The organism is Arthrobacter sp. zg-Y179 (assembly GCF_020907345.1).
GTDB lineage: Bacteria > Actinomycetota > Actinomycetes > Actinomycetales > Micrococcaceae > Arthrobacter_B > Arthrobacter_B jinronghuae.
This window is the reverse complement of record NZ_JAJJOB010000005.1, coordinates 242,591-267,974: the sequence shown is the minus strand read 5'-3', so window position 1 is coordinate 267,974 and position 25,384 is coordinate 242,591. Positions and strand designations below refer to the sequence as shown.

26 protein-coding genes are annotated in these 25,384 nt (G+C 66.1%); 18 read left to right on the top strand and 8 right to left on the bottom strand.

The genetic code is table 11. The annotated features are described in order from the left end of the window. Positions 1–161 precede the first annotated feature (161 nt). Positions 162–1,118: a hypothetical protein gene (locus LOC56_RS04405; protein WP_229950843.1), complete on the top strand. Its 957-nt coding sequence runs from the start codon at positions 162–164 to the stop codon at positions 1,116–1,118. A gap of 36 nt (positions 1,119–1,154) precedes the next feature. Here the strand turns inward: LOC56_RS04405 and LOC56_RS04400 are convergent, their stop codons facing one another. Beyond that, positions 1,155–1,487 carry a DUF6221 family protein gene (locus LOC56_RS04400; RefSeq protein WP_229950841.1) on the bottom strand — a complete coding sequence of 111 codons (333 nt, stop codon included), beginning with the start codon at positions 1,485–1,487 and terminating at the stop codon, positions 1,155–1,157. A 320-nt stretch (positions 1,488–1,807) separates the two neighbouring features. Here LOC56_RS04400 and LOC56_RS04395 point away from each other — a divergent pair, with 320 nt between their 5' ends. The 7 genes from LOC56_RS04395 (at position 1,808) to LOC56_RS04365 (ending at position 9,865) form a co-directional block, all read left to right on the top strand. Beyond that, positions 1,808–3,292 carry a fumarylacetoacetate hydrolase family protein gene (locus LOC56_RS04395; RefSeq protein WP_229950839.1) on the top strand — a complete coding sequence of 495 codons (1,485 nt, stop codon included), beginning with the start codon at positions 1,808–1,810 and terminating at the stop codon, positions 3,290–3,292. After that, entirely contained in the window at positions 3,289–3,996 is a 708-nt protein-coding gene (locus LOC56_RS04390) for a GntR family transcriptional regulator (protein ID WP_229950837.1), read from the top strand. Before LOC56_RS04395 ends, LOC56_RS04390 begins: the two co-directional genes overlap by 4 nt. 34 nt (positions 3,997–4,030) lie before the next feature. After that, positions 4,031–5,548 carry a 5-carboxymethyl-2-hydroxymuconate semialdehyde dehydrogenase gene (gene hpaE, locus LOC56_RS04385; RefSeq protein WP_229950835.1) on the top strand — a complete coding sequence of 506 codons (1,518 nt, stop codon included), beginning with the start codon at positions 4,031–4,033 and terminating at the stop codon, positions 5,546–5,548. A 50-nt stretch (positions 5,549–5,598) separates the two neighbouring features. Continuing rightward, a complete protein-coding gene (gene hpaD, locus LOC56_RS04380) occupies positions 5,599–6,696 on the top strand; it encodes a 3,4-dihydroxyphenylacetate 2,3-dioxygenase (RefSeq protein ID WP_229951509.1) in 1,098 nt (365 codons plus the stop codon). A gap of 99 nt (positions 6,697–6,795) precedes the next feature. Beyond that, positions 6,796–7,581, top strand: a complete 786-nt coding sequence (gene hpaH, locus LOC56_RS04375; RefSeq protein WP_227932833.1) for a 2-oxo-hept-4-ene-1,7-dioate hydratase — start codon at positions 6,796–6,798, stop codon at positions 7,579–7,581. Further along, positions 7,566–8,366 (top strand): HpcH/HpaI aldolase family protein, encoded by an 801-nt coding sequence (locus LOC56_RS04370; protein ID WP_229950833.1) that lies wholly within the window; start codon positions 7,566–7,568, stop codon positions 8,364–8,366. The genes hpaH and LOC56_RS04370 overlap by 16 nt, the downstream gene beginning before the upstream one ends. Before the next feature lie 11 nt (positions 8,367–8,377). Beyond that, on the top strand, positions 8,378–9,865 hold the full coding sequence (locus LOC56_RS04365; RefSeq protein ID WP_229950831.1) for an MFS transporter: 1,488 nt from the start codon (positions 8,378–8,380) through the stop codon (positions 9,863–9,865). A gap of 461 nt (positions 9,866–10,326) precedes the next feature. Here the strand turns inward: LOC56_RS04365 and LOC56_RS04360 are convergent, their stop codons facing one another. After that, positions 10,327–11,013, bottom strand: a complete 687-nt coding sequence (locus LOC56_RS04360) for a M23 family metallopeptidase (RefSeq protein WP_229950829.1) — start codon at positions 11,011–11,013, stop codon at positions 10,327–10,329. A gap of 224 nt (positions 11,014–11,237) precedes the next feature. Here LOC56_RS04360 and bsh point away from each other — a divergent pair, with 224 nt between their 5' ends. From bsh to LOC56_RS04340, 5 genes are all read left to right on the top strand, one after another. After that, positions 11,238–12,185 (top strand): choloylglycine hydrolase, encoded by a 948-nt coding sequence (gene bsh, locus LOC56_RS04355; RefSeq protein ID WP_229950828.1) that lies wholly within the window; start codon positions 11,238–11,240, stop codon positions 12,183–12,185. A gap of 115 nt (positions 12,186–12,300) precedes the next feature. After that, positions 12,301–12,432 carry a hypothetical protein gene (locus tag LOC56_RS16165; protein WP_269437935.1) on the top strand — a complete coding sequence of 44 codons (132 nt, stop codon included), beginning with the start codon at positions 12,301–12,303 and terminating at the stop codon, positions 12,430–12,432. An 82-nt stretch (positions 12,433–12,514) separates the two neighbouring features. Next, positions 12,515–13,051: a helix-turn-helix transcriptional regulator gene (locus LOC56_RS04350; RefSeq protein WP_229950826.1), complete on the top strand. Its 537-nt coding sequence runs from the start codon at positions 12,515–12,517 to the stop codon at positions 13,049–13,051. Positions 13,052–13,177: 126 nt separating this feature from the next. Beyond that, positions 13,178–14,074: an alpha/beta hydrolase family protein gene (locus tag LOC56_RS04345; RefSeq protein ID WP_229950824.1), complete on the top strand. Its 897-nt coding sequence runs from the start codon at positions 13,178–13,180 to the stop codon at positions 14,072–14,074. Further along, on the top strand, positions 14,074–14,529 hold the full coding sequence (locus LOC56_RS04340; RefSeq protein WP_229950822.1) for a MarR family winged helix-turn-helix transcriptional regulator: 456 nt from the start codon (positions 14,074–14,076) through the stop codon (positions 14,527–14,529). Before LOC56_RS04345 ends, LOC56_RS04340 begins: the two co-directional genes overlap by 1 nt. On the opposite strand, the gene LOC56_RS04335 is transcribed toward LOC56_RS04340, so the two are convergent. After that, the gene (locus LOC56_RS04335; RefSeq protein WP_229950820.1) at positions 14,526–14,942 is read right to left on the bottom strand and encodes a hypothetical protein; all 417 of its coding nucleotides are present in this window, start codon (positions 14,940–14,942) and stop codon (positions 14,526–14,528) included. The two genes, LOC56_RS04340 and LOC56_RS04335, sit on opposite strands and share 4 nt — an antisense overlap. Before the next feature lie 23 nt (positions 14,943–14,965). Next, positions 14,966–15,166, bottom strand: a complete 201-nt coding sequence (locus LOC56_RS04330; protein WP_229950818.1) for a hypothetical protein — start codon at positions 15,164–15,166, stop codon at positions 14,966–14,968. Positions 15,167–15,272: 106 nt separating this feature from the next. Between LOC56_RS04330 and LOC56_RS04325 the strand changes: the two genes are divergently transcribed. From LOC56_RS04325 to LOC56_RS04305, 5 genes are all read left to right on the top strand, one after another. Beyond that, entirely contained in the window at positions 15,273–15,830 is a 558-nt protein-coding gene (locus LOC56_RS04325; RefSeq protein WP_229950814.1) for a GNAT family N-acetyltransferase, read from the top strand. A 249-nt stretch (positions 15,831–16,079) separates the two neighbouring features. Next, entirely contained in the window at positions 16,080–17,249 is a 1,170-nt protein-coding gene (locus LOC56_RS04320) for a sugar ABC transporter substrate-binding protein (RefSeq protein WP_229950811.1), read from the top strand. Beyond that, positions 17,249–19,003, top strand: a complete 1,755-nt coding sequence (locus LOC56_RS04315; protein ID WP_229950809.1) for a sugar ABC transporter ATP-binding protein — start codon at positions 17,249–17,251, stop codon at positions 19,001–19,003. Before LOC56_RS04320 ends, LOC56_RS04315 begins: the two co-directional genes overlap by 1 nt. Continuing rightward, a complete protein-coding gene (locus LOC56_RS04310) occupies positions 19,003–20,073 on the top strand; it encodes an ABC transporter permease (protein ID WP_229950807.1) in 1,071 nt (356 codons plus the stop codon). Before LOC56_RS04315 ends, LOC56_RS04310 begins: the two co-directional genes overlap by 1 nt. Before the next feature lie 70 nt (positions 20,074–20,143). Further along, positions 20,144–21,100, top strand: a complete 957-nt coding sequence (locus LOC56_RS04305; protein WP_229950805.1) for a LysR family transcriptional regulator — start codon at positions 20,144–20,146, stop codon at positions 21,098–21,100. A gap of 4 nt (positions 21,101–21,104) precedes the next feature. Here the strand turns inward: LOC56_RS04305 and LOC56_RS04300 are convergent, their stop codons facing one another. From LOC56_RS04300 to LOC56_RS04285, 4 genes are read right to left on the bottom strand one after another with little or no spacing between them, the layout of a single operon-like run. Then, positions 21,105–22,109, bottom strand: coding sequence for a fumarylacetoacetate hydrolase family protein (locus LOC56_RS04300; RefSeq protein WP_229950803.1), 1,005 nt, complete (start codon positions 22,107–22,109; stop codon positions 21,105–21,107). Continuing rightward, a complete protein-coding gene (locus LOC56_RS04295; protein WP_229950801.1) occupies positions 22,102–23,229 on the bottom strand; it encodes an amidohydrolase family protein in 1,128 nt (375 codons plus the stop codon). The genes LOC56_RS04300 and LOC56_RS04295 overlap by 8 nt, the downstream gene beginning before the upstream one ends. Beyond that, positions 23,226–24,353 (bottom strand): FAD-dependent monooxygenase, encoded by a 1,128-nt coding sequence (locus tag LOC56_RS04290; RefSeq protein WP_229950800.1) that lies wholly within the window; start codon positions 24,351–24,353, stop codon positions 23,226–23,228. Before LOC56_RS04290 ends, LOC56_RS04295 begins: the two co-directional genes overlap by 4 nt. Positions 24,354–24,397: 44 nt before the next feature. Continuing rightward, positions 24,398–25,378 carry a cyclase family protein gene (locus LOC56_RS04285; RefSeq protein WP_229951508.1) on the bottom strand — a complete coding sequence of 327 codons (981 nt, stop codon included), beginning with the start codon at positions 25,376–25,378 and terminating at the stop codon, positions 24,398–24,400. Positions 25,379–25,384: the final 6 nt, after the last annotated feature.

Genomic DNA, 25,384 nt, shown 5'->3' with positions numbered 1-25,384 from the left:
ACCGCCTGTATCTCCGCCCGCTGATTCAGTAGGCCGGCACGCGTCATATTAAGAGGATCCCGCGGCGGAACACCTCAAGGTGGCAGGATTGAGCGATGAATTCTCATCAGAGCCGCCTCTCGTATGCACTTATGTCTGCTCGCCTACGTGCAGAACACCATATGAAACGCTCAGAGAAGGCTGGTTTCACCTGGGGGGAGGAGACCATTACTGAACTCGTTTTGGTCGGGGCGAGCCCAGCGGTCGCTACTTATCCCTTCACGCGGAGAGAAGAGGGCGGAGATGAGGGCACCGGGGCGGACTGGCTTTGGTGGTGGATTGACCCTGATGGAACCTCGTTTGGCATGCTCGTTCAGGCCAAACGCCTGAAAAAGAAGAACAAGCAGGGGGTGTGGAATATTGACTTTGAGTACAAGTCCGGAGCTCAACGTCAGCGACTTTTCACAACTGCAAAAAAGCTCGGAGTGGCAGCTGCCTACGTTCTATATTTCGGCTCGACGGACTACACGAGCGACATCGAGCCGCCGGAGGATGACCCCCATTACGGTCACTGGAACCCTGACGCGGCCGCCCGTAACCGGTGCAGAGAATGTCGGCGCAAGACTATTGCCTACTTGCCAGCTCATGTCACACTCTCCTCCAACTTGTCAGCGGATGCCCCCAGGGCTTACCGGGACTCCGTCCCACTCGAGGATCTCGCGCACAAACAAACGGAGTTCAAGGCCCCTCTCGTGATACCGACCGTGAGAGACAAGTTGTCCGCCAAGTTGGAGGCGTTCATCGACCACCAGCAACAGGGCGCGAAGCACGTTGCACACACCTTCCTCGCCCAAGTTCTCAATCACCGCATGGGCCAATCAACTTTGAGTGTCGCAGAGCGGGTGGAAACGGTCCCAGACAATCAGATCACTGATGCACCGTTTTTTGAGGAGTGGCCCGACGATCGGGATCATTCCGGTCAACAATACTTCTCCGCGGTCCTGCGTGGATTGAGGAAGGCTCCTCCGCGGTATGTCCTTAATTTGGTGTACGGGGAGACTCCTTACCTACCTAACGACTTGGGACTGAATGAAGAAGAACTAAAAGGCATAGCCGGGATGGTTGTCATCAGGCTCTAAGGGCATAGGGCTGGTTAGGGCGGTCCCGGTCGTTGCTTAAACAGCCCAGTGCAGCGAGTGGTCGACATGGTCGCGCCAGGGTAGGGCCAGTAGCTGGAGGATGGTGCGCATGTAGTCCTGCTCCCCTGCCGGTTCGTAGTCCCAGTCGATGCTCTGCACGTGAGCAACCAGGCGCTGTTTCGCGGCACAGTCCGCGATGACCTTTTCCGGGCCCTGATTCATGTTGTGGCAGGCGAGCGGATCCAGCAGCAGCTCGTGGCCAGCGACGTCGATGGGCCGGCCGGTGTCGGCTGCGTGGCAGTTCCGGGTGTGAGCGCCGAGGATCCTCTTCCGCGACGCGGCGAGGACGAAGGCGGCGAGCTCGTCCATTCAGTGAGCCCACGATCCGATGCTCGGACGTCGCAGTGAAGCATGGACTTACGAGACTGGTCGGCCACAAACCGCTACAAAAACCAGGCCATTTACTGCTGCGATTCACAAGCTATGTATCGGAACCTCGCAACTAGCTTTTGGTGCGATCTTTGGATGTAAGACACTTTTGGTTCATTCGGACGGCAACTGTGGGTTTGCGTCGACCGCCGTTGGAAGGGACTCAGATGGCTGAGCAGAGAATAAATGCGACCCTTGACGTGACCCCCACCACATGTAACCCTGATCATATACGATTTCGTACTTGATCCAGGAGAGACATGGGCAACGACGCCACCAAGGACACGCTGAAGCAGGCCGGCAAGGTCATCGCCGTCCACATCAACTACCCCTCACGGGCAGCAGAACGCGGACGCACCCCGGAACAGCCCTCCTACTTCCTCAAGCCCAGCTCCTCCCTGGCTCTGACCGGCGGCAGGGTGGAACGCCCGGCCGGCTGCGAACTGCTTGGCTTCGAAGGCGAAATCGCGCTCATCATCGGCAAGACCGCCCGCCGCGTTTCGATCGAGGACGCCTGGAGCTATGTCGGGGGAGTGACCGCCAGCAATGACCTAGGCGTGTACGACCTGCGCTGGGCAGACAAAGGCTCCAACCTCCGCTCCAAGGGCGGCGACGGCTTCACCCCGGTCGGCCCCCATATCCTCAACGCGGCCGACGTCGACCCCGCCGCCCTGCGCGTCCGCACCTGGGTCAACGGCGAACTTGCGCAGGACGACACCACCGCGGACCTGCTCTTCCCCTTCGCCCAGCTGGTCGCGGACCTCTCCCAGCTGCTCACCCTGGAACCGGGCGACCTGATCCTCACCGGAACCCCCGCCGGCGCCTCCGTGGCCGTCCCCGGCGACCGCCTCGAAGTGGAAGTCGACGTCCCCGGCACGGATAAAACCACCGGGCGCCTCGCCACCACCGTCACCGACGGCATCACCCCGCTGGCGCGCTTCGGCGCGCAGCCGAAGATCGACGACAAGCAGCGCGAAGAAGCCTGGGGCTCCGCGGAAAAGGCCGGCCTCGCCCAGCAGTCGGAAACACCGCAGGAACAGCAGAGAACCCTTCCCCCGGAACTCAAGGCGAAGCTGGAATCCGTCGCCACCGCCACCCTGTCCTCGCAGATGCGCGCCCGCGGCCTGAACAACGTCTCCATCGACGGCCTCACCGGCACCCGCACCGGCCGCAAGGTCGTCGGCACCGCCCGCACCCTGCGCTTTGTGCCCAACCGTGAGGACCTCTTCAAGTCCCACGGCGGCGGATACAACGCGCAGAAGCGCGCCATCGACTCCGTCGGTGACGGCGAAATCCTCGTCATGGAAGCCCGCGGCGAAAAGGGCACCGGCACCCTGGGCGACATCCTCGCCCTGCGCGCCAAGCACAACGGCGCCGCAGCCATCATCACCGACGGCGGCGTCCGCGACTACTCCACCGTCGCCGGCATCGACCTGCCCGTCTACTGCGCCAACCCGCACCCGGCCGTCCTCGGCCGGAAGCACGTCCCCTGGGACACCGACATCACCATCGCCTGCGGCGGCGCCACCGTGCAGCCCGGCGACATCATTGTGGCCGACGACGACGGCATCCTCGTCATCCCGCCGGCCATCGCCGAGGAGCTGGTGGAGGCCTGCATCAAGCAGGAACACCAGGAACAATTCATCGCCGAAATGGTGAAGGCCGGGCACGGCGTCGACGGGCTGTACCCGATGAACGCCGCTTGGAAGGAAAAGTACGAGGCCTGGGCAGCGGAACAGGCATGAGCGCAGAAGCCAACAGCAACGGGCAAGCCAGCAGCACCGCCCCGGGCACCGGCTCCAAGTCGGAGCAGGCCTACACGCAGCTCAAGGACCGCATCCTCGGCGGGGAAATGAGCCCGGGCTACCGCCTGGTGCTCAGCAGCATCGCCACCGAGATGGGCTTCAGCGTGGTCCCGGTCCGGGAGGCGATCCGGCGGCTCGAAGCCGAAGGGCTGGTGCACTTTGTCCGCAACGTCGGCGCCACGGTGGCCGGCATTGACCCGGACCTGTACCTGCACACCATGCAGACCCTCAGCATCATAGAAGGCGCAGCCACCGCCCTGGCCGCCCCGGACATAAGTGCCGAGGAACTGGCGAAGGCCCGGGAACTCAACGACCAGATGCGCGAGATCCTGGATCGCTTCGACCCGGTCCGCTTCACCGCCCTGAACACCGAGTTCCACGCCCTCCTCTACGCCCGCTGCCCCAATCCGCACATCCTGGACCTGGTCCACCGCGGCTGGAACCGGCTGGGCCGCATGCGCTCCTCCGTCTTCCGGTACGTCCCGGACCGGGCGCACGCTTCGGTGCAGGAACACGAGGCGCTGCTGGACCTGATCGACGCCGGCGCCGCGGCGGCCGACGTCGAGCACGCCGCCCGCGCGCACCGCACCAACACCCTCAACGCCTTCCTGGCCCAGAACCACCAGCCGCCCTCCCCGATCTAAAAGCCTCCCGCAACATCAGAAAGAGGAACACCCCATGAGCACGCACTTCGTCCCGGAGAACCTGCCCACCCACATCCAGCACTTCATCAACGGCAAGTTCGTGGACTCCGCCAGCGGCGCCACCTTCGACGTGCTGGACCCGGTCACCAACCAGACCTACGCCACCGCCGCCGCCGGGCAGAAGGAAGACATCGACGCCGCCGTCGCCGCCGCCCGCGAAGCCTTCGTGAACGGCCCGTGGCCGAAAATGAAGCCGCGCGAACGCGCCCGCATCCTCAACAAGATCGCCGACGCGGTCGAGGCCCAGGAAGAACGCCTGGCCGAAATGGAAACCTTCGACACCGGCCTGCCCATCACCCAGGCCAAGGGCCAGGCCCTGCGCGCCGCGGAGAACTTCCGTTTCTTCGCGGACCTGATCGTCGCCCAGTTCGACGACGCCATGAAGGTCCCCGGCGCCCAGATCAACTACGTGAACCGCAAGCCGATCGGCGTCGCCGGGCTCATCACCCCGTGGAACACCCCGTTTATGCTCGAGTCCTGGAAGCTCGCCCCGGCGCTGGCCACCGGCAACACCGTGGTGCTCAAGCCGGCCGAATTCACCCCGCTCTCCGCCTCGCTCTGGGCCGACATCTTCACCGACGCCGGCGTTCCCGCCGGGGTGTTCAACCTGGTCAACGGCCTCGGCGAAGAAGCCGGCGACGCCCTGGTGAAGCACCCGCAGGTCCCGCTGATCTCCTTCACCGGCGAAACCACCACCGGGCGGACCATCTTCCGCAACGCCGCGGAAAACCTGAAGGGCCTGTCCATGGAGCTCGGCGGCAAGAGCCCCTGCGTCATCTTCGCCGACGCGGACCTGAACGCCGCCATCGACTCCACCCTGTTCGGCGTCTTCTCCCTCAACGGCGAACGCTGCACTGCCGGCTCCCGCATCCTGGTCGAACGCCCGGTCTACGAGGAGTTCTGCGAACGCTTCGCCGCCCGCGCCAAGACCATCGTCGTCGGCGACCCGCACGATCCCAAGACGCAGGTGGGCGCTCTGGTGCACCCCGAACACTTCGACAAGGTCGCCTCCTACGTGGAAATCGGCAAGACCGAAGGCCGCCTGCTCGCCGGCGGCGGCCGCCCCGAAGGCCTCGAAGAAGGCAACTACATCGCCCCCACCGTCTTCGCCGACGTCGCCCCCGACGCCCGGATCTTCCAGGAGGAAATCTTCGGCCCCGTCGTCGCCATCACCCCCTTCGACACCGAAGCCGAGGCCCTGGAACTGGCCAACAACACCAAGTACGGGCTCGCGGCATACATCTGGACGCAGGACCTCACCCGCGCGCACAACTTCGCGCAGAACACCGAGGCCGGCATGGTCTGGCTCAACAGCCACAACGTCCGCGACCTGCGCACACCGTTCGGCGGCGTGAAGTCCTCCGGCCTGGGCCACGAGGGCGGCTACCGCTCCATCGACTTCTACACCGACCAGCAGGCCGTGCACATCACCCTGGGCAAGGTCCACACCCCCAAGTTCGGGACCGACGACGCCGCCAAGGTCGACGGCTAACCCCTCCCCGACACTTCCCCCGCCGTTTGCAAAGGAGCAAAACCATGGAGATCGAAAACCGCATTCCCACCCCGAGCATCGCCCCGCCGGATATCGTCCGCTGCGCCTACACGGACCTGGTGGTCACCGACCTGGAACGGTCCCGGAAGTTCTACGTGGACGTCCTCGGCCTGCACGTCACCGAAGAGGACGACGACGCCATCTACCTGCGGTCCCTCGAGGAGTTCATCCACCACAACCTGGTGCTGCGCAAGGGCCCGGTGGCCGCCGTCGCCGCCCTGGCCTACCGCGTCCGCACCCCCGAAGACGTGGACGTGGCCGAGGCGTACTACCAGGAGATGGGCTGCCGCACCGAACGCCGCAAGGACGGCTTCGTGAAGGGCATCGGCGACTCCGTGCGCGTGGAGGACCCGCTGGGCTTCCCCTACGAGTTCTTCTACGAAGTGGACCACGTGGAACGCCTCACCCAGCGCTACGACCTCTACTCCGCCGGCGAACTGGTCCGCCTGGACCACTTCAACCAGGTCACCCCGGACGTTCCCCGCGGCCGCGCCTACCTGGAGGACCTGGGCTTCCGCGTCTCCGAGGACATCAAGGATTCCGACGGCGTCACCTACGCCGCCTGGATGCACCGCAAGCACACCGTCCACGACACCGCCCTGACCGGCGGCGACGGCCCGCGCATGCACCACATGGCCTTCGCTACGCACGAAAAGCACAACATCATCCAGATCTGCGACAAGATGGGCGCCCTGCGCATCTCCGACCGGATTGAACGCGGCCCCGGCCGGCACGGCGTCTCCAACGCCTTCTACCTCTACATCCTCGATCCGGACGACCACCGCATCGAGATCTACACGCAGGACTACTACACCGGCGATCCGGACAACCCCACCATCACCTGGGACGTCCACGACAACCAGCGCCGCGACTGGTGGGGCAACCCCGTGGTCCCGTCCTGGTACACCGAAGCCTCCCTGGTCCTGGACCTGGACGGCAACCCGCAGCCGCTCACCCAGCGCACGGAAACCTCGGAAATGGCGGTCACCATCGGCGCGGACGGGTTCTCCTACACCCGCCCCGACGACGACGCCGGCAACTCCGACGGCGAGGCCGCGAAGGGCTTCAAGATCGGCACCCAGCTCTAGACCGCGCCTGACGACGGCGCCGAGGCAAGCGCCGTCGTCGTCGCACGCCTCCCACGCATCCCCGAACACGCCGCACCCTCCGAAAACAAAGGAATCGCCGTGCTAGATAAACAGACTCTCCGGGCGGTGGCCGATGAGCTGCTTGAAGCCCAACGCACCCGCACCCCGGTGCCGCGCCTGACCGAGCGCTACCCGGACATGACCATCGAGGACTCCTACGCGGTGCAGAACCTGTGGCGGGAACGGATGATCGCCTCCGGGCGGTCCCTGGCCGGCCACAAGATCGGCCTCACTTCCAAGGCCATGCAGGCCGCCACCGGCATCACCGAACCCGATTACGGCGTCATCCTCGATGACATGGTGCTGGAAAACGGCTGCACCCTGGAGTGGGACCGGTACACCCATCCGCGGATCGAGGTGGAGCTGGCGTTTGTGCTGGGCAAGCCGCTCTCCGGGCCGAACTGCACCCTGTTCGACGTCCTGGACGCCACGGATTACGTGGTGCCGGCGCTGGAAATCCTGGACTCCCGAATCGAGATGGAGGGCCGGACCATCGTGGACACCATCGCGGACAACGCGGCGATGGGTGCCATGGTGGTCGGCGGAAACCCGGTGCGGCCTGCCGACGTCGACCTGCGCTGGGTTTCGGCGCTGCTGTACCGGAACCAGGGCATTGAGGAAACCGGCGTGGCCGCCGGTGTGCTCAACCATCCCGCCGCCGGCGTGTACTGGCTGGCGAACAAGCTCGCCGTGCACGGCACCTCGCTGGAGGCCGGGGAAATCATCCTCGCCGGCTCCTTCACCCGCCCGATGTGGGTATACAAGGGCGACACCGTCTTTGCCGACTACGGACCGTTGGGAACCATCACATGCCGCTTCGAGTAGAGCAAACCTTCGCCGCCCGGCTGGCCGACGGCGGCCGGCAGACCGGCATGTGGGTCTGCTCCGGCAGCCCGCTGGTCGCCGAAATCTGCGCCGGATCCGGCTTGGACTGGCTGCTAATCGACGCCGAGCACAGTCCCAACGGACTGGAATCCCTGCTGGCGCAGCTGCAGGCGGTGCACGGCTATCCGGTGACCGCGGTGGTCCGCCCGCCGATCGGAGACGCGGTGCTGCTGAAGCAGTACCTGGACCTGGGCGCGCAGAACCTGCTGATTCCCATGGTCGACACCCCGGAACAGGCCGCCGAACTGGTCCGTGCCGTCCGGTATCCGCCGCTCGGTATCCGTGGGGTGGGCAGCGCGCTGGCCCGCGCCTCGCGCTGGAACCGGATCGAGGGGTACCTCGAGAACGCCGCCGAGTCCGTGACGCTGCTGGTGCAGATCGAGACCGCCGCCGCCGTCGAAAACGTGGAGGCGATTGCCGCCGTCGACGGGGTGGACGGGTTGTTCATCGGGCCGTCGGACCTCGCCGCGTCCATGGGGCACCTCGGCCAGCAGGAGCATCCCGACGTGATTGCCGCCGTCGAACACTGCATCCGCGTGGTGAAGGCTGCCGGGAAACCGGTGGGCGTGAACGCGTTCGCCGAGGCCACCGCCCGCCGCTATATCGACGCCGGCGTGGACTTCATCCTGGTGGGCGCCGACGTCGCACTCCTGGCCCGGGGCAGCGAAGCCCTGGCCGCCAAATATCTCCCTGCCGCGGACGACGACGTCCGCGCGAGTTACTAAGAAGGATTCCCATGGCTGCACCTTCCGGCACTGCCGCCGGCCCCCATTCCCCTCGATCCACCTCTGAATCCACCTCTCGATCCACTCCTCGATCCACTCCGCGGGACACCCGCAAGGTGGCGGTCGCCACCCTGATCGGCACCACCGTTGAGTGGTACGACTTCTTCATTTACGCGACCGCCGCCGGACTGGTCTTTTCCGAGCTGTTCTTCAAGCCGGCCGGCAGCGAGTTCGCCACCCTGGTCACGTTCGCCTCGGTGGGCCTGAGCTTCCTGTTCCGCCCGCTCGGCGCCTTCCTGGCCGGGCACTACGGCGACAAGATCGGCCGCAAGGCCATGCTGGTGCTGACCCTGCTGCTCATGGGCGGGGCCACCACGCTGATCGGCGTACTGCCCACCCATGCCACCGCCGGCATCTGGGCGCCCATCCTGCTGGTGCTGCTGCGCATCATCCAGGGCATCTCCGCCGGCGGCGAATGGGGCGGCGCGGTGCTGATGTCCGTGGAACACGCCCCGCGCAACCGTCGCGGGCTCTTCGGCTCCTTCCCGCAGCTGGGCGTGCCGCTGGGCATGCTGCTGGCGTCCGGCGTGACCGCGCTGATGACCGGTGTGATTTCCCCGGGCGACGAGTTCGTCGAGTGGGGGTGGCGCCTGCCGTTCCTGCTGAGCATCGTGCTGATTGTGGTCGGTTTCCTGGTCCGCAGGTCAGTGAGCGAAAGCCCGGTCTTCGAGGAAATCGCCGAGAAGAAGAAGCAGACGCAGATGCCCATCGTGGAGTTGATGAAAAACCACTGGAAGCTGGTGATCCTGGCCGCCCTGGTCTTCGCGGGCAACAGCGCCGCCGGCTACATGACCACCGGCGGATTCATCCTGAACTACTCCACCAACCCGGACGGTCCGGTGGCGCTGGACCGCACCGATGTGCTGCTGGCCGTTTCCGGCTCCGCGGCCCTGTGGTTCGTCTTCACCCTGGTCAGCGGCTTCATGGCGGACCGGATCGGCCGGAAGAAGACCTACCTCATCGGGTTTGCCTGCCTGGCCCTGACGGTCTTCCCGCTGTTCTGGCTGATCAACACCGGCGACATAGAGATCCTGTTCCTCGGCATGGCCCTGTTCACCGTCGGGCTCGGCCTGACCTACGGGCCGCAGGCCGCCTGGTACAGCGAGATCTTCCCTGCGTCGATCCGCTTCTCCGGCGTCTCGGTGTCCTACGCGCTCGGCGCCATCATCGGCGGGGCGTTCGCGCCGACCATCGCCGCGGCGCTGGTCAAGGAAACCGGTTCGACGACGGCGGTTTCCGCCTATCTGATGGTGATGATCGTGCTCGCTGCGGCGGCCACCATGATGCTCCGCGACCGGCCGGGCATCGACCTGTCGATCCGGAACCAGGCGGAGCAGGAAGTCGGTGCGACGATCTTCGACAAGCGCCGTGGGGTGTCTACGGATGCCGCGGCTTCGGGGGCTGTCGGGGTGGGCGCGGGGGAGATGGAAACCCGCTAGCCACCGGGGCCGGGGGACGGCGTGTCCAATGCGGGCACCGGCACGCACGTGGGCTCGGGCACCGGCGCGCACGTTTAGCGGTCTCTCTGCCGGAGGCCCGGCAGGCTTAGGGGTTCGATTCCCTTATCCTGCCGGGCCTCGCTGTTTCCGGGATTTCCGGGTGTCCCAGCGAATCGAGAAGGCACAAATTACCGTTTATTGTCCGAAAATCGGTAATTTGTGCCTTTTCGTTTGCCGCAGCCGCCGCCGGCCGCACGGCGTCCCACGGGGTGGGGCTGCTGGGGCGAATGTTTCCCCATCAGGTGACTTCCGTACCACCCGATGGGATGCTGTGCTCGCGGGCCGCACGGCGTCCCACGGGGTGGGGCGGGTGGGGCAGATGTTTCCCCACCAGGAAACTGCCGTACCACCCGATGGGATGCTGTGCTGGCGGGTGGACCAAACACCCGCAGTTTGACCGGTCAGGGCGCCTCGACCGTCGAAGCCTCCTGGGGCAGCACGTTCTCGCGGGGGATGAACGTCCTGCCGCGGACAGGTTTCTCGCCGAAGGACCGGAACACCAGCGGCAGTCCGCGGGCGGTCCACGGATCCACCCCGTCCATCGCCTGCACATGCACGTGCGGCTGCGTGGAGTTGCCGGAGTTTCCGCAGTCCCCGAGATGCTCGCCCTCACGGACCTGCTGCCCGGCAGAAACCCGGATCGAGCCGGACCGCAGGTGCATCACCCCCACCACCGGGCCGCCCTCGGCCGTCTCGATAAGGACGTAGTTCCCGGCAATCGCCCCGGCTCCCTGCCGCAGCCGTCCCTGCTGGCCCAGCATGTAAGGGATGAGCGCCAGCTGCGACCGCCGGGCCTCGTGGTCCGCTTCGCCGTCGTGCACGGTGACCACCTGTCCGCTGACCGGAGCCAGGATCGGCCGCCCGAAGGCGAAGAACAGCTCCGGCGGCTCGGTGCCGAACGCGGTGCGCCAGCCGGCCGCGGGAGCCGACCGGCCGGCGTCGTCCACGCCTACAAAGTCGATGGCGAAGGTGGTCGCAAGCAGATGCGTGCCGTGGCTGGGCACCCGCCGCAGGGGACTGTTCTGCACCTTCCATTTCCCGGTGAAGGGGAGGGAGACCTCCAGTGGCGCATCGGGCGGGTTCATCATGGTTCCCTTTATAGGTTCCCCGGGCCTCCGTGGGCGATGACCTGCGAGAGTTTGAGCCCGAGTTTGGCGAGGACACTGCCGCAGGTGCGGGGTCCGGCCTAACCTGAAAGTGCACTGAGGGCGCGGGCGGGGCGACCTCCCTAACTCCTCGGCAGCTTCTCCGGCGTAGGCCCACGGAACAAGCGAAGTGCCGTCAGGGCTTCGCCAAGGCAGGGAGCATCGACATGTGCACAGGCATCAGGTTCTCGGACGGCAGCGGCAACCTCTATTTCGCGCGCAACCTCGACTGGACGTCCGACTTCGGGGAGCGGGTGGTGGTGACACCCACCGGGTACACCACCAAGTCGCCCTTTGGGGCGGTGCCGAAGATCCAGCATGCGGTCATCGGGATGGGCATCGTTCAGGAAGACACGCCGCTGTACTTCGACTGCGGCAATGAGGCAGGCCTGGCCGTCGGCGGCCTTAACTTTCCGGGGTACGCGGAGTACGCACCGGCACCGGTCGACGGCGCGACGAATGTGGCCGCATTCGAATTCCCGCTCTGGGTGGCCTCCCAGTTCAGCACCGTCGACGAGGTCGAGGCAGCCCTGGACAGCGTTGTCATTGTGGACCGGCCGATCAACGAAAAGTACCCGAGTTCGCTGCTGCACTGGTTGATCGGCGACTCGACGCGCGCCATCGTCGTGGAGTACACGAGTGACGGCATGCACGTCTTCCACGACGACGTCGACGTCCTGGCAAACCAGCCCGGCTTCGGCTGGCACCATGAGAACCTGCGCAATTACCTCAATGCCTCGCCCGACTTCCCCGAGGAGGTTGTGCTCAACCAGGCTCACCTGGCCCCGTTCGGCTCGGGGTCGCTGATGCGGGGGATCCCCGGCGACTACTACTCGCCGTCCCGGTTTGTCCGCGCGGCGTACGTCCACGCGCACTACCCGCCCAAGACCAGCGAAGAGGAGAACGTCAGCCGCGCGTTCCACACGCTGCAGCAGGTCGCGATGGTGGAGGGAAGCGCGGCCATGGGCTCGGGCGAGTTTGAGAAAACCACCTACACGGGGCTCTTCTCCTCCCGGACGATGACCTACTACTGGAATACGTACGACGACCCGGCCATCCAGAGCGTCGCGCTGGCCGACCACGGGGCGGACAAAACGGAGCTTATGGTCGTCTAGCTTTTTGCCGCAACGCCCGTAGACCAATGGAGCCTGCCAGGCCGAATCTCGCCAGTATCCTCAGCGATAGCGCAGCCCGCTCACCGGCAGTCCCGCGCTGAGGATCGGCGACAGCGTGATGACTTACGCGGCGCTGGATGAATTGAGTGCCCGTGCCGCCGGTTCGCTTGCAGCCCTCGGCATCGGCTTCGTCGACCGGGTGGCGCTCCTATTGCTGAGGGCAACATCTACGTTGTCGGTCGTGTGAGGACTGACGGTCCGGCACCTCAAAACTTCTGCCGGCGAGTATGGCAATGTGCCTGATTCCGCCTCTCGGCATACTAGGTGGCATGAGCACACACCAGGAAGAAGCGAAAAAGCGTTTGGGAAGTCTGATCACGGAGGCGTACAAGGCAGCAGGGGAAACCAGGCTGTCTCTGTCGGATGCGGTGGGGCTGTCGGCGCGATCTCTGTATGCAATTGAGACGGGGCAGGCGATTCCGCGCAAGGGGTCGCAGGAGAGGATCGAGAAGTTCTTTGACTGGAGGCCGGGCGCCATTGGGGAGCTGCTTAAGGGTGTTCGTGGTGTGAACTTGGAGCAGATAACGCAGAAGACGATGCGGACTGAGACCGCACCGAAGAAAGTGGATGAGATGCGGGCTGATCTGGATGAGACGGCACGGCGAATCCAGGAGGACGCGAAGGCTCTGTCTGATCGACTAAGGGAGCGCGACCGGACCATTGAGTCGTTAGAAGCGGAACTCAAGCAGGAGCGAAACCGGACGAACAAACTGCAGGAGGACTTGCACACCGCGGTCGAAGCGTTGAGGGCTCAGCAGAACGGCGAGGCGGTGGGTGGTGAGGTTCGATCCGGCATCGTCCACTAACGGGGGTCCATATGTACCCGATGGAGCATCGAAAGAGCATTAGTTACCGCCGGAAAACGGCAACTAATGCCTTCTCGATGGCGGGTGGGGTACCCGAAACCCGCTGTCCCGTGTAGATTACTTCGCATGCGAAATAATAGTGTGTCAGCCGTCACGTCCGAACGGATCAGCATCCCCGTCCCTGCGGGCGGTGCGCTCGCCGGAACCCTGCGTCTGCCGGCCGACGACGCGCCCCGCGCATCCGTCGTCATCCACCCCGCCACGGCGGTGGCCGAGCGGCTGTACACCGGCTTCAGCGAATACCTGGCCGAAAACGGCTACGCGGTCCTGACCTACGACTACCGCGGAACCGGCGCCTCCGGCAGCCCGAAGGCCAACCGGAAGCTGCGGATGCGGGACTGGATGGACCAGGACGTTCCGGCCGCCGCGGAGTGGATGGCCGCGCGGTTCCCGGAGCTGCCGCGCCTCGCCGTCGGGCACAGCATCGGCGGCCATGCGATGGCCCTGGACAACGGCACGGACGGACTGCTGGGCTTCGTGGCCGTGGCCTCGCACGCCGGTGTCACCAAGGCCATCCAGGATCCGAAGGAACGGCTGCGCGTGGGACTGGTCCTGCGGGTCCTCGGCCCGCTCACGAGTAGGCTGCTCGGCGCGGTGCCGGGCCGGAAAATGGGCCTGGGCGAGGACATGCCCGGCGGCGCCATGCTCGAGTGGAGCTCCTGGTCCCGCCTGCCCAACTACTTCTTCGACGACCCGAGCATGGACGCCGCCGAACGCGCAGCCCGGGTCAAGACCGAGGTGCTGTCCATCGGCTTCACGGACGACCTCTGGGCCACGCCGGGACAGATCAACGCCATCTACGGCCACCTCACCAACGCCCCGCTGGAGCGGCGCACTTACTCGCCCGACGACGCCGGTGTGCCAGCGATCGGACACATGGGCTTCTTCCGGCGCGGCGCCAAGGACAAGCTGTGGCCCGAGATCCTCACCTGGCTGGACGGACGGATCGCGAACCAACGGTGATGCCGGACGACGCCGGCGGAACGGGCGACGCCGGCCGGCGGCGTCCGCCACGGCTGGTCTTCCTGACGCTGACCGCCGAGCGGCGGCTGCGGCGGTGGATCGGACGCCGGGGCGAGGACCGCGGCCTCAGCGCGGCAGCCTCCGGAGTGCTGCTGTATCTGGCCGCACGTCCCGGCGCGAGCACCGGCGAGGTGGCCGAAGCGGTGGACGCCTCGCCGGCCGGGCTGAGCGGGCTGCTGTCCCGGCTCGAGAAGGCCGGACTTCTCACCCGGGCGCCCGATCCGGCGGACCGCCGGACCATCCGGCTGAACCTGACCGCCGACGGAAAGGCCGCGGTCGGCGTCGTGCAGTCTGCCCTAAGCGAGCTGAACGGGAAAATCACCGACGGGTTCAGCGCCCAGGAGTTGGCCGTCGTCGCGCGCTGGCTGAAGCACGTGGGCGGAGTGCTGGATTAGTCCGGGTCCGTGAGGGAAACCTCGCCGTCCGCAGCGTCCTGGGCATGCCAGATCGTCGCCTTCCACCCCCACACCGACGTTACCTTGCCCACATAGCCAGGGCTGTACCACCGCTCCTGCCCTTCATCGTTCGGTTCTGCATTCCCGATCACCTGCAGGTGGCCTTCGGTGAAGATTTCGATCCGGGTCAATGCTCGTTCAAGCGGGACGAGTCCCGTCACCTCGGCGGTGCCGGGCGCCGATCCGCCGCGCCAGGGCAGCAGGGCAATGATGAAATTCGTGCGCACCCGAGGCTCAAGTTCCACAACCTGCAGGCACGCCCAATTGCCGGACGAGCCCTGCACCGGGACCAGGTCACCGACCATGAGTGAGGTGGCGGAAGTCGGCGAGAAAGGGAACGCTCCGGGTTTCATTGGAGGCCTCGAGCTGATCCGGCTCAGACCGCTCCCCGGCGGAAGCCCCGGTAGCCAAGTACCGCAGCGAGGCCGAGCCAAATGGCACCGGAAACGTAGTCGAACCATTCGGCCGCATTTCCGAAAGCGAGTATTGAGAACATCAGCATGGCGACCGCGCCACAGAAATGCATGACGGCGTCACTTGAGCGGTTGTCGGATTCGGTACCCCCGGGAATTGTCATGCGAAGAAGAATACCTTGCTGCCCATGGCCGGCTGACAGGTCAAGGGGTTCGATTCCCCTGAGCCTGTTGAACGGAACCGGGGGAGGCCCCGCTTAGGATGGGCGCATGCGCCAAGACCCGAGCGACTGGACTCCCGTGAGCACCGAGCGCCTGCTGCTGCGCCGGCTCGAACGTGCGGACTACGATGCCGCCATCCGGATCCACACGGACCCCCGGACCAACCGGCACAATCCGCATACCCCCACCGTGGAATCCGTGACAAGGAGCCTGCAGGATTTCCTGGACCACTGGGACCGGGAGGGCTTCGGCTACTGGGCGGTGGCACAACACGAGGCCCCGGAGACCGTCGTCGGTTTCACCGGACTGCAGCGCGCCGTGGTGGACGGCCGGACCATCCTGAATCTGTACTACCGCTACGACCCGGCGGTCTGGGGCAGGGGCTACGCGACAGAGGGAGCAACGGAAGCGGTCCGGCGCGGCCGGAAGCTGCTGTCGGAGCTGCCGGTCCTGGCCCGCACGACGACGACGAACACCGGCTCCCAGCGGACCGCCCTCGCTGCCGGCCTGGGGCACTTTCCCGCGTTGGACCGGGAGTATGCCGGCGTGCCGGAGATGTACTTGGCCCTGGGCTGGCCTGGGATCACCGGCGGAGACCCGCTCTAGCGGTTGGGAAGACTGCAGCCAGTCCTGCCCCGGTTCCTGGTTTCCATCCTCCGCAGCGCTTCTGGATACCCGCAGAGTCTCTGGATAACAGCCGGCCCAAGTGTTCCTTTGCCTGGCCCACACACGCGGCTATCCGTTTCGCAAATACGAGGTATCCCAATTAGTCGCTTCCTCACATAGTCCGGCTCCTTCACAGTGGTTGCAACGTGATGTACATCACGTTCAACTTTGACTGTCAATGGAGACCCGATGAGAAGCATGAAGCCGAGAATGAAGGCCGGCGCACTCAGCGCCTTGCTGATTGCCAGCCTCGCTCTGGCATCCTGCAGTACGGCAACTGCAGAGAATGAACCCGCTGACACACAATCCGCTCCGGCAGCCACCTCCGGGAGCACCGACGCTTTGGCCGCCGCCTATGAAGGTACGGTCGGCACCCCGCCCACCGAATCGGTTCCAGTCCCCGAGGGCCTGACGGCCTGGATTGTCTCCTGCGGACAGTCACAGGTGACCTGCTCGACGCCTGCCCAGGCAGCAGCGGATGCAGCGGAAGCCATCGGCTGGCAAAGCAATGTCTGCGACGGCCAACTGAATCCCAACGGCTGGGCCAGCTGCATCCGTCAGGGTGTGGGTGCCAACGCGGACGTCATCCTTGTGATGGGCCAGGACTGCTCCAGTTTCCAGGGCCCCCTCGAGGAAGCCCGTGCGGCAGGAATCACTACGGTCGGGGTCGGTGCAAACGACTGTGACATCGACGGCGGCGAGCCGCTGTACTCCGGCATAACCAAGAAGCTGGACGGACTGGACAACGAGCAGTGGTGGAACATGGTCGGTAAATTGCAGGCTGATTGGTTGATTGGCCAGACCGACGGCGATCTGAAGCTGCTGGAAGTGACGTTCGCGGACGCCAGGTTTGGACCCTGGATCAGTGACGGCCTGAATGCCGCTCTTGCGGACTGTGACACCTGCGAAGTCGTGGGAACACTGCAGCTGAGTAACCAGGACGCGGCGACCGGCACCATGGCACAGAAGCTCTCCACCGCCCTGCTCCAGGCGCCGGATGCCAACGCAATCTCCGTTCCGCTGGACGGCTGGTTCCTGGCAGGTCTCTCGCAGGCCATTGTGTCTTCCCAGCGTTCCGACGATCTGGCCGTCATCGGCACCTTCGGTCAACGCAGCAACCTGGACCTGATAGCGGCAGGCGAAGGCCAGGATGCATCAGTTACCTTCAGCCTGGAGTGGGACGGCTGGTCCGGCGTGGACACCGCTCTGAGGCTGCTGGCTGATCAAGAGATTGCCGCCTCCGGCGTGGGGCTCCAGGTGGTGGACGCGGAAACCAATATGCCCGCCGACGGCACCTCCTTCACGTACAACCCGGAAATTGATTTCAAGCAGGCGTATCTGGAGGCTTGGGGCAAGTAGTGGCTGCTCATAACGAAAACCGCAATTCCGTGCCCGCGGCAGCCGGGGGCACGGAACGTGCGGCTGACCATGTGGGGACCGTTGCCTTGGCCGCATACGGGCTGGTGAAGTCATTCGCCGGCGCCAATGCGCTCTCGGGCGTGGACCTGACGGTCAACGGTGGGACCATCCATGCGCTGCTCGGGGGCAACGGGTCCGGCAAATCGACACTGATCAAGTGCCTCGCCGGCGTCTACCAGGCCGATGCAGGCACGATCAGCATCCACGGAGAAAACCTTCCGGCCCGGCAGGTGACCCCGCGCCGCGCTCGTGCCGCCGGACTGAGGTTTGTTCATCAGGATCTTGGCCTGTTCGACTCCCTGAGTGTGGCGGAGAATTTCGCGTTGGACGCGGGCTTCCCCACCAATCCGCTGCACGGAATCCGTTGGCGCGAATTGCAGACCCGGGTGGACGGGTTGCTGGCGCATTACGCCATAGCGGTCCGGGCAACCGACAGGTTGGGTTCGCTGCGGCCCAGCCAAAAAACCATGGTGGCCGTGGCACGAGCCCTAGCCGACCAGCAGGACAGCGAATACACGCTGCTGCTGGATGAGCCGACGGCGTCCCTCGCTGAGGACGAGTCCAGGGAACTGATGGCGGCACTGCGCTCCCGTGCCGACCACGGGCAGACAATCGTGCTGGTGACGCACCGTTTCCGTGAAATCGAGGAAGTTGCAGACCACGTAACAGTGCTCCGCGACGGCATCGTTGCCGGCGGCGGACCCGTGGCTGATACGTCCATCGCTGCCATCGTTGACATGATGTCGGGCGCCGGACCCGCGGGCTCCGGTCTTACCGCCGGACCCGCCGGACCCGCCGGACCTGCCGGACCTGCCGGACCTGCCGGACCTGCCGGACCTGCCGGACCTGCCGGACCCGCCGGACCCGCCGGACCCGTCAGCGATGAGGCGGCCCTTGGAACTCCGGCGCCGCCGGCCCCGGGAGCCGGCACGCGGAGCCCCCTCTTCGAAGGTAGGGACCTTTCCAGATACCCGCTGACTGACGTAAACCTCTCGGTGGCATCCGGTGAAATCGTGGGCCTGGCCGGATTGGCCGGTTCGGGCCGCTCTACCGTCCTGCGCGCGATTTTCGGAGACACCTCCCTGAGCAGCGGAAGCATGAGCTTGGACGGCGCGCCCCATGAGCCGTCCTCGCCCGCGGACGCGGTTCGTTCCGGCGTCGTCTTCGTACCGGAAAACCGCCACCGGGACGCAGCCTTCCTGGACCTCGGAGTACGGGAAAACGCCTCCGCCACCGTCATCGGGCGCTACTGGCGCAGGCTCGTGATGAACCTGCGGATGGAACGCGATGAGACCCACCGGCTGCTGGCCGACCATTCGGTTCGCGCTGACGGAATAGAGATCCCGATCAGCAGACTCTCCGGCGGCAACCAGCAGAAGGTGATCCTGGCACGCTGGTTGCGGCGAAACCCCCGGCTGCTCCTGCTCGACGAACCTACCCAGGGAGTCGATGTGACCTCCCGTCGGGATATCTACCGGTCGCTGCGGGACATCGCAGCACAAGGGTGCGGAGTGCTGGTGGCCTCCAGCGACCTCGACGAACTCGCAGAGCTGTGCGACCGGATCCTGGTGCTGGTGGAAGGCCGTATCGTCGCCGATCTTGACCCCGCGGACACCGGACGCAGCGCGCTTGCCGCTGCCGTGATGGCCGCAAATCACACCGTCCGCGTCCCTCAAGAAGGATCAGAAGACTAATGGATAGCAGCCACGCACCGGCAGGATCCCTCGAGACCCGGAAAGCCGAAGTAACCGGCCCGGCCGGGTCGGAAAGCTCCCGGGCCCGGCCGCAACGCCGGGCGGGAGGCCGGCTTCTGGGCGCGCACCTGGAACGTTTTGCCCTGCCGCTGCTGCTGGTCCTGATCATCGCCTTCTTCGGCGTTTTCCCGGCCAGCTCCACTGTCTTTCTCAGCGGAGCCAACGTCTCGGTGGTGCTGGCAAACCAGTCCGTCGTTACCCTTGTCGCCCTCGCCCTGATATTCCCCCTTGTCGCAGGACACTTTGATTTCTCGGTTGGCGGTATCGCGGTCCTGAGCAGCGTAGTTACTGCGGCTTCCATGGCGCATTTTTCGCTGCCGCTGTGGCTGTCCTGCCTGCTCGGGGTGGCAGTAGCTGCGGTTGTGGGAGCGGTAAACGGGCTGCTTGTGGCACGGTTTGGGATGAACGCCTTCGTCTCCACCCTTGGCATGGCCACACTTTTGGGTGGACTCATCCAGTGGTACACCGGCGGCCTAGCCATCATCGGCGTGGATCCGGCGTTCACGAAGTTCGGCAGCAGCAGCTGGCTGGGCCTGCCGCGGGTGGTGTTCGTGGTGGCAGTGCTCGCTTTCCTGGCCTGGTATCTCCTGACACATACTCCCTTCGGCCGCTCCCTCTACGCCATTGGGTCCAACAACCGAGCCGCCGTCCTGGTGGGCCTGCCGCTGCGCCGGTACACACAGACCGCCTTTTGCCTCTCCGGAACCCTGGCCGGGCTGGCAGGAGTCATCCTTGCGGCACGAACGGGCGGGGCCAATGCGGACAACGGAACCTACCTGCTTTTCCCTGCCCTGGCAGCTGTCTTCCTGGGAGCAACCGCCATACTGCCGGGCCGCTTCAACGTCGTCGGAACAGTGTTCGGAGTGCTGTTCGTAGCGGTCAGCGTCAGCGGCCTGACACTGAGCGGCGCTGCCAACTGGGTGGACCAGGTCTTTAACGGCGTGGCGCTTCTTGTCGCCGTCGGGCTGTCCAGTTATCTCGGCCGGCGCCGATCGGGCCAAGGGACGTAGTGGAAGGGCAGCTCAACCGCCCCGATGGGAAGAAGACGAGCCAAGTAGCCGCTCGCCTATGCTGTCCCGCATGAAGTCCATCGATCTGAACCTCCTGCCGACGCTTCAGGCCCTGCTCCGGCTGCGCAATGTCTCGAGGACGGCGGAATACCTGCAGCTGAGTCAACCGGCTACAAGTGCCGCCCTTTCCCGGCTGCGCCGCTATTTCGACGACGAGCTGCTCGTCCGTTCCGGCAGGCACTTCGAGCTGACCCCGCTGGCGCAGGATCTGGTCCCGCTGGTGGACGAAGCGCTGCAGGGCCTGGACCGGGTCACCGGCATCCGGAGCAGGTTCGATCCCTTCACCAGCGACCGCGAGTTCACCATCGCAGCGTCGGACTACGCAGCAACGGTGATTCTGGAACCGCTGCGCGGCATCCTGCAGGTCGAGGCACCCGGTGTCAGCGTCAACGTTGTCTCGGGAGATGCGATGCCCCTGCACCAGGCCGATTTCACCCGCTGCGACCTGATGGTCGGACCCACCGGGTACTCCCTTCCCGGGGAGAAAAAGGCGGTCTTCCGGGACAGCTTTGTGGCGGTGGTCGATTCCGGCAACCCCATCCTGCAGGCGGACCCCCTCCGTGCGGAGGACCTGGGCCGGCTCCCGCACGCGGTGGGCAACTTCGGCGCATCGATCAAAACCCCTGCGGACCTCTTCTGGGAAACGCTGGGAATTCAACGCCGGGTCGCCGCGCAGGTATCCGGATTGCTTGCCCTCCCGCTGCTCGTCGAAGGGACGGACCTGGTGGCGGTGGTTCCGAAAATGCTCGCCCTCAAATCGCAGCGGGGAGCAGGGATTTCGATCATCGAATTTCCCGCGGAAACGGAACCCGTGCTGGTGGAGGCCATGTTCTGGCACCCCAGCCGGGCCGAAGACCCGGCGAGCCTGTGGCTCCGTTCCGTGGTCCAGCGCGCCTGCGCCCAGCGGCACCCGGAGAGCAGCGTCGTGACCCGCCTGGCGGAGGTCGGCGGGACTCCGCGGCCCTGACGGTTCAGCCCCGCGCCGCCGAGGCGCCGTCGTAACTGCGCGGCAGGCGCTGCCGGGGCCGGGCACGCACCAGGGTGGATGCTTCACGCCGGGTGCCCACGGTGTTGGTGATGGTGCCGATGCCCTCCACCGTCATGCTGACGCTGTCCCCCGTCTGCAGGGGAGGCGGAGCCTGATCTCCGAGCCGCCCCCACAGTTCGGCAAGGCAGCCGCTGCCGCAGGTGCCGGACCCCAGCACGTCGCCCGGAAGCACCCGGGAATCCTGCGAGGCGTAGGCCACCAGCTCAGCAAACGGCCACCCCATGTTGGACAACAAGTCCTCTCCGACCCGTAACCCGTTGACGTCCACGCTCATCCGCAGGGCCAGGAAACCGTCGGAGTCGTGCCGGTGAGCGAATTCGTCGGCAGTGACAATCCACGGACCCAGGGTGCCGGCGAAGTCCTTTCCCTTGCACGGACCCAGGCTGACCTTCATCTCCCGGCGCTGCAGGTCCCGGGCGGACCAGTCGTTGAAGACCGTGTAACCGAAGATGTGCTGCTGCGCCTGCGCTGCGCTGAGGTTGCTGCCGCTGCTGCCGGGAACCCGCCCGATGACGGCGGCGACCTCCGTTTCGAAATCCAGTTGGCTGCAGCCGGCCGGGATAGGAATCTCGTCACCCGTGGCCCGGATGGTGTGCGGATTGCTGAAGTAGAAAGTGGGGGCCTGGTACCACTCCTCCATAACGCCGGGTGCGCCGTCGATGCTGATCCGCATCCCCTCGACGTGTTCCTCGAAGGCGACAAAGTCACGCAGGGTGGCGGGCACCAGCGGAGCCAGCAGCACCACGGCGGACAGCGGTGCGGAGGAGGCGGCTCCGATGACCCGTTCCGCGGTTGCCAGCGTCTCCTCCAATCCGGCCTCGAGCAGGTCGTTGGCAGTTTGTCCTGCGGGAAGCCGGTAGGCCCGGTCCTCATGGATGAAGCCGGAGCGGACCTCACCGCCGTCGTTCCAGCGTGCGAGCTTAACCATCGATTTCAATTCCTTCCCTAGGTACGGCACGACTGGCTCCGGCCTCTGCACGGCCTGCACGGCCGGCACGGATCCCGAGGGCCGCGGCGTTGCCGGCGAGGATTCCCTGCTCCTCCCGGACGGAAAGACCGGCGGCTCGGACGTCCCCCACGGGGTCTTCCGAGCCCATGTCGAACGGATAGTCGGAGCCCAGCAGGATCCGGTCCGCCCCGGCGGCCCCGGTCAGTGCGCGCAGTTCGGCGGGACTGTGGGTGAGCGAGTCGAACCACAGGTGGCTGATGTACGACGACGGCGGGGCAGCGCAGCCGCGTGCGTCCGGCCTGGCCCGCCAGGCATGGTCGGACCGGCCGAGCGTGGTGGGCAGGTATCCGCCGCCGTGTGCCGCGATGATCCGCAGCTCCGGGTAGCGGTCCAGCACCCCGGCGAAGATCAGGTGGGAGAGGGCGACGGCGTTCTCCGCCGGCTGCGAGACGGTATTCGCCAGGTAGAACCGGTCCAGCCGTTCATCGAGCGAGCATCCGAAAGGGTGCAGGAAAACCAGCGCGCCGAGTTCTTCCGCCCGTGCCCAGAAAGGCTCCAGCCGTGGGTCGGACAATTCCACGGTTCCGGCGTTCGGCTCCTGCCCCGGGATCCGGTCGAATCCGGGGGCGTAGGACCCGATTTCCACCCCCAGCAGGCCGCAGTCCAGCACCGCATGGTCCAGTGCCGCGACCATGGCCTCCGGGTGCTGCAACGGAACCAGTCCCAGTCCCGCGAGCCGGCCGGGGGCGGACGCCACCAGTTCCATGACCGCGGTGTTGGCGCGGCGGGCGATTTCCCCGCCGAGCTCGGGGCCGGCGAAATAGTAATAGTGCGACGGTGAGGGCGAGACCAGCTGCACATCGACTCCCGCGGCATCCATGTCCGCGAGCCGCCGGGACAGGTCCACCAGCCGCGGCCAGCGTTCCCGGATCATGGCGCCGGAGATTTTCACCGATTCGGGTCCCTGCCGTCGGGCATCGAGCTCCTGCGCAGCAGCAAACTCCCCCGGAGCGCAGGCCGCCACATACTCCTGCAGCGCCGGCAGCACTACGTGGGCATGGACGTCCACCACCGCGGGCACGGATTTCCTTCCGGTCATGCGGGCTGGCTCACGGTTGCCGCCACGGTGGCGATCACGCCCGGCACGTCGGCATCCCGCATCCGTCCTTCGAGCATCCACTGTCCCAGCTGCACCGATCCCCGGACGACGGTGCGGACCCGTTCCAGCCGTCGCTGCGTGAAGTCCGCCCAGAGGGAATCATCCAGCTCGTCCCGGCTGGTCAGCAGATCCGCCAGGACCGCGCCGTCTTCCACGGCCATGGCCGCCCCCTGGGCGATGGTGGGCGGGCAGCTGTGGGCGGCATCGCCGATAATCACGGCCCTGCCGCGGTTCCACGGTCCGTCCACCAAGTGGGCAGTGAACCGGGTGTAGTTGATCCGCGCACTGTGGTCCAGGCTGGCCCGGATCTCCGTCCACGGTCCGCCGTAGGCTGCTGCAAGTTCGGTCATGATCTTCGGGCCGTCTTCCACCCTGCGTTCCTGGGCGTCCTCGACCAGGTAGGCGTACATGCTGTCCTGGCCGGTGGGGCAGTACCCGGCAATGTAGCAGGGCCCGCCGTAGGTCAGATCGGTGCGGACCACATCGGCCGGCCGGTCCACGAATGCCCGCCAGATTCCCATCCCGGTGGGCTCCGGCTCGGTGGTGATCCCGATCGCGGCGCGCACCGTCGAGTGCAGCCCGTCGGCGCCGATCAGCAGGTCATAGGTGAGACGGTCGCCGTCGTCGGTAATGACGGTGACTGAACCGGTGTCCTGTTCCACCCCCTTGAGCCGCCTGCCGTAGCTGATCCGCACTCCGGCATCGGCGGCGCGGCGCCGGAGCGCGTCGGTAAGATCCGGCCGGTACATGCCCAGGGTGGCGGGCAGGTCCGGCCCGCCGGTCCGGACGTCATCAACCACGGACAGCACGGTTCCCGCCGGATCCGGTGCGCGGAAGCCGAGCTCGCTGAAGGCGAAGCCCTTGCCGGCAATCTCGTCCCAGATGCCGAGCTGCCGGAAGATCCGCAGGGCGTTGCCCTGCAGGGTGATGCCGGAGCCGAGCGGGGACGGGGCCGCTTCCTTCTCCAGGACTTCCACGTCCACGCCCGCGTCGGCCAGCAGAATCGCCGCCGTTAACCCGGCTGCGCCCGAACCGACAATGCCTACCCTGTTCACAGCTGCCATGATGCAAACTCCCTTGTTTTCATTCCGGCGGATTATGTAACGGCTTACTTCAAGGCGATGGGATTAACCGGCGAGCCCACTGCGCCGGTGATCGGCAGCGGAGCCGCCGTCAGGAGAAAGTCATATTGGCCGTCCGCCGCGCAGGACGCGGCAAGCTGCTCCGGATCCCACATTTCGCCCAGATAGAGGCCGAGGTTGGGGATGGCGATCTGGTGCAGCGGTTGGAACGCGGTGTCGAATTCGTTCGGCCGGACCTCGAAACCCCACGTGTCGGTGGCGATTCCGGCGATCTCGCTGCGATGCAGCCAGGGCGCCATGCTGAAGGACAGTCCCGGCGCCGGCCCGCCCGCATAGTCCCCCCACCCCTGCCGCAGGGTCCGGGCGTATTGGCCGGTGCGCAGCACCACGATGTCACCGCGCCGGATCTCCGAGCTGGGCCCCTGCTGCTCGATGGTGGCCTCGATGTGCTCGGCGGTGATGGCGAATCCGTCCGGCAGTTCCCCGTCGTCGCTGCCCGCGCCGGGTCCCAGCGCCCGGCCGACGTCGAGCAGCACGCCCCGGGTGACGATCCGGGCCGCCGCGGTCTGGATTCCGGTGAGCTGGTCACCTTCGCTGGTCACCACCGAACCCGCCCGCCGGCCGTTCCAGGCCTTTCCCCGGTCGAAAATGTGGCCGAGCCCGTCCCACTGCGTGGAGCACTGCAGCGGCATCGCGATAAAGTCGTCGGCCCCGCCGATGCCGTGCGGAAATCCCTGGTTGCCGAACTCCGCTTCCGTGCCGGTGTCGGTCATGGTGTGGACGGGGTTGATGCGGCGGCGCCAGCCCTTCTGCGGACCGTCGGTATTGAACGGCTGGGACAGGGAGAACGTCTGGCCGGTGCGGACCAGCCGGGCCGCCTCCACCCGCTTCGCCTCGTCGATGAAATTCAGGGTGCCCAGGACGTCATCCGGCCCCCATCGCCCCCAGTTGTTGTGCGCAGCCGCCATCGCCTCGATGCTTCCCAGCGCGTCGTCGCGGCGGATCATCTCCTG

Coding starts and splice junctions, on each gene's coding strand:
- hpaE (WP_229950835.1), top strand. CDS start 4,031: ATGAGCACGCACTTCGTCCCGGAGAACCTGCCCACCCACATCCAGCAC.
- LOC56_RS04340 (WP_229950822.1), top strand. CDS start 14,074: ATGCCGGACGACGCCGGCGGAACGGGCGACGCCGGCCGGCGGCGTCCG.
- LOC56_RS04370 (WP_229950833.1), top strand. CDS start 7,566: ATGCCGCTTCGAGTAGAGCAAACCTTCGCCGCCCGGCTGGCCGACGGC.
- LOC56_RS04390 (WP_229950837.1), top strand. CDS start 3,289: ATGAGCGCAGAAGCCAACAGCAACGGGCAAGCCAGCAGCACCGCCCCG.
- LOC56_RS04305 (WP_229950805.1), top strand. CDS start 20,144: ATGAAGTCCATCGATCTGAACCTCCTGCCGACGCTTCAGGCCCTGCTC.
- LOC56_RS04285 (WP_229951508.1), bottom strand. CDS start 25,378: ATGATCCGCCGCGACGACGCGCTGGGAAGCATCGAGGCGATGGCGGCT.
- bsh (WP_229950828.1), top strand. CDS start 11,238: ATGTGCACAGGCATCAGGTTCTCGGACGGCAGCGGCAACCTCTATTTC.
- LOC56_RS04405 (WP_229950843.1), top strand. CDS start 162: ATGAAACGCTCAGAGAAGGCTGGTTTCACCTGGGGGGAGGAGACCATT.
- LOC56_RS04325 (WP_229950814.1), top strand. CDS start 15,273: ATGCGCCAAGACCCGAGCGACTGGACTCCCGTGAGCACCGAGCGCCTG.
- LOC56_RS04310 (WP_229950807.1), top strand. CDS start 19,003: ATGGATAGCAGCCACGCACCGGCAGGATCCCTCGAGACCCGGAAAGCC.
- LOC56_RS04300 (WP_229950803.1), bottom strand. CDS start 22,109: ATGGTTAAGCTCGCACGCTGGAACGACGGCGGTGAGGTCCGCTCCGGC.
- LOC56_RS04330 (WP_229950818.1), bottom strand. CDS start 15,166: ATGACAATTCCCGGGGGTACCGAATCCGACAACCGCTCAAGTGACGCC.
- LOC56_RS04365 (WP_229950831.1), top strand. CDS start 8,378: ATGGCTGCACCTTCCGGCACTGCCGCCGGCCCCCATTCCCCTCGATCC.
- LOC56_RS04360 (WP_229950829.1), bottom strand. CDS start 11,013: ATGATGAACCCGCCCGATGCGCCACTGGAGGTCTCCCTCCCCTTCACC.
- LOC56_RS04290 (WP_229950800.1), bottom strand. CDS start 24,353: ATGGCAGCTGTGAACAGGGTAGGCATTGTCGGTTCGGGCGCAGCCGGG.
- LOC56_RS04350 (WP_229950826.1), top strand. CDS start 12,515: ATGAGCACACACCAGGAAGAAGCGAAAAAGCGTTTGGGAAGTCTGATC.
- LOC56_RS04335 (WP_229950820.1), bottom strand. CDS start 14,942: ATGAAACCCGGAGCGTTCCCTTTCTCGCCGACTTCCGCCACCTCACTC.
- LOC56_RS04295 (WP_229950801.1), bottom strand. CDS start 23,229: ATGACCGGAAGGAAATCCGTGCCCGCGGTGGTGGACGTCCATGCCCAC.
- LOC56_RS04345 (WP_229950824.1), top strand. CDS start 13,178: ATGCGAAATAATAGTGTGTCAGCCGTCACGTCCGAACGGATCAGCATC.
- LOC56_RS04400 (WP_229950841.1), bottom strand. CDS start 1,487: ATGGACGAGCTCGCCGCCTTCGTCCTCGCCGCGTCGCGGAAGAGGATC.
- LOC56_RS04320 (WP_229950811.1), top strand. CDS start 16,080: ATGAGAAGCATGAAGCCGAGAATGAAGGCCGGCGCACTCAGCGCCTTG.
- LOC56_RS04395 (WP_229950839.1), top strand. CDS start 1,808: ATGGGCAACGACGCCACCAAGGACACGCTGAAGCAGGCCGGCAAGGTC.